Source organism: Microcystis sp. M53603_WE2 (assembly GCF_030065435.1).
Map to the genome: position 1 here is coordinate 1 of NZ_JASJFF010000730.1, position 5,995 is coordinate 5,995.

General features: G+C 36.7%; 4 protein-coding genes and 2 pseudogenes. 5 read left to right on the forward strand and 1 reads right to left on the reverse strand.

Going from position 1 to position 5,995, the window contains the following annotated elements:
- The 5 genes and pseudogenes from PX481_RS15745 to PX481_RS15765 form a co-directional block, all read left to right on the forward strand.
- Positions 1-842, forward strand: a pseudogene (locus tag PX481_RS15745) (hypothetical protein); the annotation flags it as partial.
- A 49-nt stretch (positions 843-891) separates the two neighbouring features.
- A complete protein-coding gene (locus PX481_RS15750; RefSeq protein ID WP_288094935.1) occupies positions 892-3,738 on the forward strand; it encodes a LamG-like jellyroll fold domain-containing protein in 2,847 nt (948 codons plus the stop codon).
- Positions 3,739-3,829: 91 nt separating this feature from the next.
- Positions 3,830-4,477: a hypothetical protein gene (locus tag PX481_RS15755; protein ID WP_002758911.1), complete on the forward strand. Its 648-nt coding sequence runs from the start codon at positions 3,830-3,832 to the stop codon at positions 4,475-4,477.
- Positions 4,478-4,637: 160 nt separating this feature from the next.
- Entirely contained in the window at positions 4,638-5,249 is a 612-nt protein-coding gene (locus PX481_RS15760) for a Uma2 family endonuclease (protein WP_002758908.1), read from the forward strand.
- A 17-nt stretch (positions 5,250-5,266) separates the two neighbouring features.
- Positions 5,267-5,878: a Uma2 family endonuclease gene (locus tag PX481_RS15765; protein ID WP_002758906.1), complete on the forward strand. Its 612-nt coding sequence runs from the start codon at positions 5,267-5,269 to the stop codon at positions 5,876-5,878.
- A 51-nt stretch (positions 5,879-5,929) separates the two neighbouring features.
- Here PX481_RS15765 and PX481_RS30190 read toward each other — a convergent pair.
- Positions 5,930-5,995 (reverse strand): annotated as a pseudogene (locus PX481_RS30190) (IS200/IS605 family transposase); the annotation flags it as partial.

Sequence of the window (5,995 nt, forward strand, 5' to 3'; positions counted from 1 at the left end):
AAATTGATGATCATTTACAAAAAGTGATTAACTATATTATTAAGCAGGGGGCAGAATTTTTGTCTAATTTTATTTCGGCTTTAGATAGTGGTTTAGAAAACATTGATCCCGAAAATTCAGCGCAAAATCAAGGTTTAGCACTGTTAATGGGACGACCTATTGCCCTAGTCAGAGCTTCTTTAAATTTGGAATTAGAGGGACTTCCAGCTATTAACCAAGATTGGGGAGTATTTTGGCAAGATTTAAGACGTAATTGGCGAGAAACAGATGGCTTTGAAAAGGTCAAGTTTCCGATTCGTTTAGGGGAATATAAACAGTTAAATGATGGTTTATTAGGTTATTGGTTGGAAGGGGATGATGGAAGTCTCAAGGATGTATTTTATGCCCCTCAAAGTGATTTAGAGGGAGTTGATCATTCTGCAATTAAATTTCATAATGCTAACAATCCTTGGCACATTGATCTTAATCTAAAAGATCCAGCCACTTTATTGACTATGCTCATCGATCCCAGAGGAAAAGTTCACGCAACTACTGGAATTTTACCGACGAAATCAATTGATATTCCCCCGGATCAATATCAACAAGCGTTAGAGAAAATAGAAATTACTTTCTTCTCTGCTCCTATCTTGACAGATTATGGTAAGATTAATTTAGCTTTACCTGATGAAGTCGGTTATCAGTGGTCATGGTTAGAGAAAGAAAAAGAGCAATGGTCAACTGCTGACAAAATAGGTCAAACTAATGTTAATGCTATCTTCTCTGGCAAGCAAGAAATTCGAGAGGGATGGTTAAAGTTAAGCCTAAAAAAAGAGCCACCAAACCCTAATAGTCCTAATCCCTAACTTTATTCAAGATTCACCCGCTAATTTTTTAAATCAAGGAGTATCAATTATGAGTAACACTAATGACTTAGTTCTACATCTAAAACTAGATACCATTATCCCCGATGCAGACAATCAAAGAGTTCGTAGTGCTTTTTTAAGTGAGAATGTTTCAGCTTCTACTGAGAGCCAATATAAGATTCATGGTAATCCCCAAGTTGTGAGTGATGAACATTTTGGCAGTTGTTTCATTTTTGATGGAAGACAAGACTATATAGAAATTCCTAATTCAGAGGACATTAACTTTGCAACTAATCAAGATTTTACCGTTGCCAGTTGGATAAAAATAGCCAAAGAACAACCATTTAAAACCAATGGTGACAACGATATTATTGAAAAATGGAATGGTAGTGGAGGTTATCCCTATGTCATCAGATATATTCCTGATAACCAAACAATCTGTGCGGCAAGATATGATGGTTCTAATAATCCCTCTATCACCACCACAACTAAACTTAATAGTGAGCAATTATATCACATTGCTTTTGTTAAAGAAGGGAGCAAGTTGCGGCTTTATTTAGATGGACGTGAAGAAAATAGTACGGATGATACAACCCAATCTCAAACACAAAATGATTCACCTCTTTATCTAGCACGTAGAGGAGGAAGCAATGAAGCTTATGCTAACTATTTTGCGGGAACAATTGCTCATCTCCGCATCTATAAAAAGGCATTATCTCCAGAAGAAATTAAACAGGATATAAATGATAATTTAACGGTGATCGCCGCTTTTAATCTTGCCTATCCTCTTGATTTTGACTTATATGAAGGGGACAATAAAGAGTCCATTATCTTTATTGAAAATGATACTAAGGGAGAAGAACTGGTTTTTGAAATTCAAAATGATACAGAACAAGAGATTACTTTACCAGCAAAAAGTGGAGCAGTCACTCAAAATAATTATCATTTTGAATTAAGATTTAGACCTGATACTCTATCGCCTAAATCTTTACAGCAATTGGCTTTAAAACCCCAAAGTAATTGGAGTATGAGTTCTCCTGTTACTCAAGCAGATGGGATAGTTTCTCTCTATTTCTTAACAACTAATACTACTTTATCAGCTAATGAGGTCGTTACTTTAACCCTGCCAAACGTCAGTGCTTCAGCAGCGGGAGGGGCGAGAACAACCAGAGTTGAGTTTTTATGTCCAGAGTTTACTTATCAAGGAGAGACTTTAACTCATTATTATCGAGAAAAAAAACTCAGCGTTATCGATCATCGAGGGAAGAAAAATATTCCGCTTCATGTCAGTTTTGTAGGCTCTAATCGGATTTTGAATGATGGCACAACGACAAATAAGTTAACTTTGCGAATTGTTAATGTATTAAAAGATAAATCTATTCCTTTGATTCCAGATAGTAAGGGGGATAATGCCTCTAAGTTTATTATCTCTTTTGATGTTCAAGAAGCAAATCAAAATAAGGATTGGGCTTTGGGAACCACAAGTCAGGTACAAGGAATAGGGATTCAAGGAAAAGATTTTCGACTGAGGGCAAGACATATAGAGGAGTGGAAAATTGTTAAAGAGACTCAAGGACAGTCGCCAACTTGGACAATAACTAATCAAAATGAAGAAAACGTTGAGTTACGACAGGAACAGGGTATTGAATTAACAATTAACAATATCATTTCTTCTCTTCCTTCCGGTCAGATCAATCTTTATATACGCTATGAAAATATTCCGGGTTATTGGGATGGAACTTTTATTTGCACCATAGAGAAAATGCCCATTTTATATAAGGAAGGTAATGTAGGGATTGGTATCAGCGACCCAGGGAAATTCAAATTAAACGTACAGGGAGGCGATCTCAATGTTAGCGGCACAATTTACCGAGGTGGAAATCCTCTGATTTATGAAAATTATGAGATTTATTTAAGAGGTTCTGCTTTTGACTCTCCCGAAGGAAATAATACGTTTTTAAAAATTGCTAATGTTGCAATTACTATGACTAATAACAGGGGATTAAATACAGTTATTCTTCGTCCTGATGGTAGTTATAAAAAAGGCACTTCTCATGATATTTTTGCCGATAAAAGTTATTGGAATGATTGGGCAAATTGGATTAATGATCAAAACAATGTTGCTAATGGTGATGTTGTTGCAGTAGCTAGTTGGGATGCTATAAGGAATGCTCCTAGAGGTGGAGCTGCAGAAACTTTATTGACCTCCATTAAGGCTTTCAGGGCTTTTGAGGCAGAAAAAGGTGAATTTCCTGAGCGTTCTCCCTATGTTCTCTTATTTGTCAAAGGACGAGCGGGAGCAATGGAAGTCTGTCAACCCCATAAAGGACTTAATGCTCATCTGAAAACAACTTACTATGAACTGTTGAATTATGGTAATACTTCAGTCGTTTTAAGGGGAATGATTATAATGTGGGCTGGGGATGTCAATCAAATTCCTGTTGGTTGGGCTTTATGTGATGGCCAGAATGGTACACCCGATTTGCGAGATCGGTTTATAGTAGGTGCAGGATCTAACTATGGAGTTAAGACTACTGGGGGTCAGGCTACTGTAACCCTAACCGAAGCACAAATGCCTCCTCACAGACATACTGGAACAGCAGAAAGTAGTCAGCACCGGCATATCATCCCAACGGATAGTGGTGGTGGTGGAGAAGGTTGGGGGCAGGAGAGAATGATACAAGCAAATGTTTATAACAATGCAAATAATTGGGCTAATGCAAACAGCTACGCCTATACATACGGAGACCCTGTGGCACAATGGACTCCTAATTCAGCACCGACTGGGGGAAAGGGGGAACATACTCATAACTTGGCTATCAATCAAAGTGGTGCTGGACAAGCACATAACAACATCCCACCCTATTATGCGTTAGCCTATATTATGAAGCTATAGCCTTTTATTTTGCTCCAAATTAGCTAAAAAATGATGGAACATAAAAAGCGATCGCACTTCATCCCACTCCCAATTCTCAGAGGAATTTCTTATGATACAGACTTACCCTATTTCTAAAACTATCACCACCCTAGAAGCTCTTGAACAAAAGTTCAAATTATCTCCTACAGATAATGAGCTATTCTTTCAGGAATGGCAACAGGACTTACCTGAACTAACGGATCAAGAAAAAGAAACCCTAGAGCAAATTAAAAGACGGTTTTTACGTCATAGAAAACGAGTTTCTCTCACCGAAGGAGTTATCAATCAATTACTCATTTCTCCTTTACTGACATTAGCGGGTTTATATGATGAACCTTTCTATGTCACCACGGAAGCAAGTGTTGAGCTAGAAATAGAAGAAGAGGAGGAAATCTTACGGGGGAGAATAGATACTTTAATTATTGCTCCACAACTGTGGGTGTTAATCATTGAGTCTAAATCTACCATTGCTTTTCCCGTTGCATTACCGCAAATAATGACTTACATGATGGCAAATCCTAACCCTCAAATACCGGTCTACGGTTTGATAGGTAACGGTGATGAATTTATGTTTATTAAAATGCTGACTCAAGGCGTTCCTCAATATGACTTTTCTAACATTTTTTCCCTGCTTTTACCCCGGAGAAATCAGTTAGAGGATATATTGCAAATTCTCAAACAAATTGCTAAAATTATGATCATAAATATGACGGGGTAAATCGGGAAAACTTGTTAAGCGATCGCCTCCAATTCACCCCCCACCCTAAGAGGATGATTAACCATGACATTATTGAATTACTTTTAAAAGCTCGTCAAAGTGTTTCCGCAGCACAAGTATTACTCGATATTCTTAGTGAAATTACAAGAGGTAATCAATCATGATCCTGCAAACAGAAAAAAAATACTATACCCCCGAAGAATACTTAACTTTAGAGGAAAAAGCAACAGACAAACATGAATACCGAGATGGAGAAATTGTAGTTATGCCGGGAGGGACAACGAATCATAATCAAATTGCAGGGAATTTTTACAAGCGATTTCCTCTCAACATTCAAAAACAAGATTACTATGTTTATATGAATGATGTCCGCTTGTGGATACCTCAATATCGTCTTTATACCTATCCTGATGTGATGGTTATTAAGGGAAAACCTATCTATGAAGGAAAAGGGATAACTAATGTAACAAATCCTTTAATTATTGTCGAAGTTCTTTCTCGCTCAACCAGAGATTATGATCTGCTTCGCAGCGCCGTAGGCGTTCGGACAGATAAATTTGAATTTTATCGTTCTATTCCCGAGTTTCAAGAATATATTTTAATTGATCAATATCGCTTTTATGCAACTCAATATTTTAAGCAGGGGGATGGTAAATGGATTTTTAGTGATTATAAAGGAGAAGAATCTCTGTTAAAATTGGCTTCAGATGAGTTTGAAATTTCCTTGAAAGATTTGTATGCAAGAGTTGATTTTGAATTAGATGAAGGGTAAAATAGGAGACTTTATTTATGATTCAATTATTACCAAAATTAATCACCTTTGATGAGTTTATCGAATGGCTACCGGAAAATCGCCATTATGAATTACATGAAGGAATAATTATCGAGATGCAACCCACAGGACAACATGAGGATATTACTAGCTTTCTTACCCAAGAATTAACCTTAGAATACCTGAGGATGAATTTACCCTATCGCATTCCGCCGAAAGCTTTAGTTAAGTTAAAGGATAAGGAAACGGGTTATAATCCAGATTTGTTACTAATTAATCGTCAAAATCTGATCAATGAGCCATTATGGGAGAAAAAATCAACTCTTATTAATGGGGAATCTATTCCTTTAGTCATTGAAGTTGTTAGTAGTAATTGGCGGGATGATTATGGTTATAAATTAGTTGATTATGAGGCGATGGGTATTAAGGAATATTGGATTGTAGATTATTTAGGCATAGGTGGAGTGCGTTTTATTGGACAGCCAAAACAACCGACTCTTTCTATTTATCAACTGATCGATGGGGAGTATCAAGTACAACAATTTAGGGGAAAGGATTTAATTAATAAATCACTAATCTTTCCTGAGTTAAATTTAACGGCTGAACAAGTTTTTCAAGGGCAAAAGTAAATTTTTAATTTTTAATGAACTACCCCGCCGCAAGCGGACGGGGTATCAGAATCAAAATAGACTCAATTGTAGATTTTGGTGTAGCTGCAGGTATTCTTTATCTTGTTCTTTTACATA

Excerpts from the sequence above, each read along its gene's own strand:
- PX481_RS15750 (WP_288094935.1), top strand. The coding sequence starts at position 892 with ATGAGTAACACTAATGACTTAGTTCTACATCTAAAACTAGATACCATT.
- PX481_RS15755 (WP_002758911.1), top strand. The coding sequence starts at position 3,830 with ATGATACAGACTTACCCTATTTCTAAAACTATCACCACCCTAGAAGCT.
- PX481_RS15760 (WP_002758908.1), top strand. The coding sequence starts at position 4,638 with ATGATCCTGCAAACAGAAAAAAAATACTATACCCCCGAAGAATACTTA.
- PX481_RS15765 (WP_002758906.1), top strand. The coding sequence starts at position 5,267 with ATGATTCAATTATTACCAAAATTAATCACCTTTGATGAGTTTATCGAA.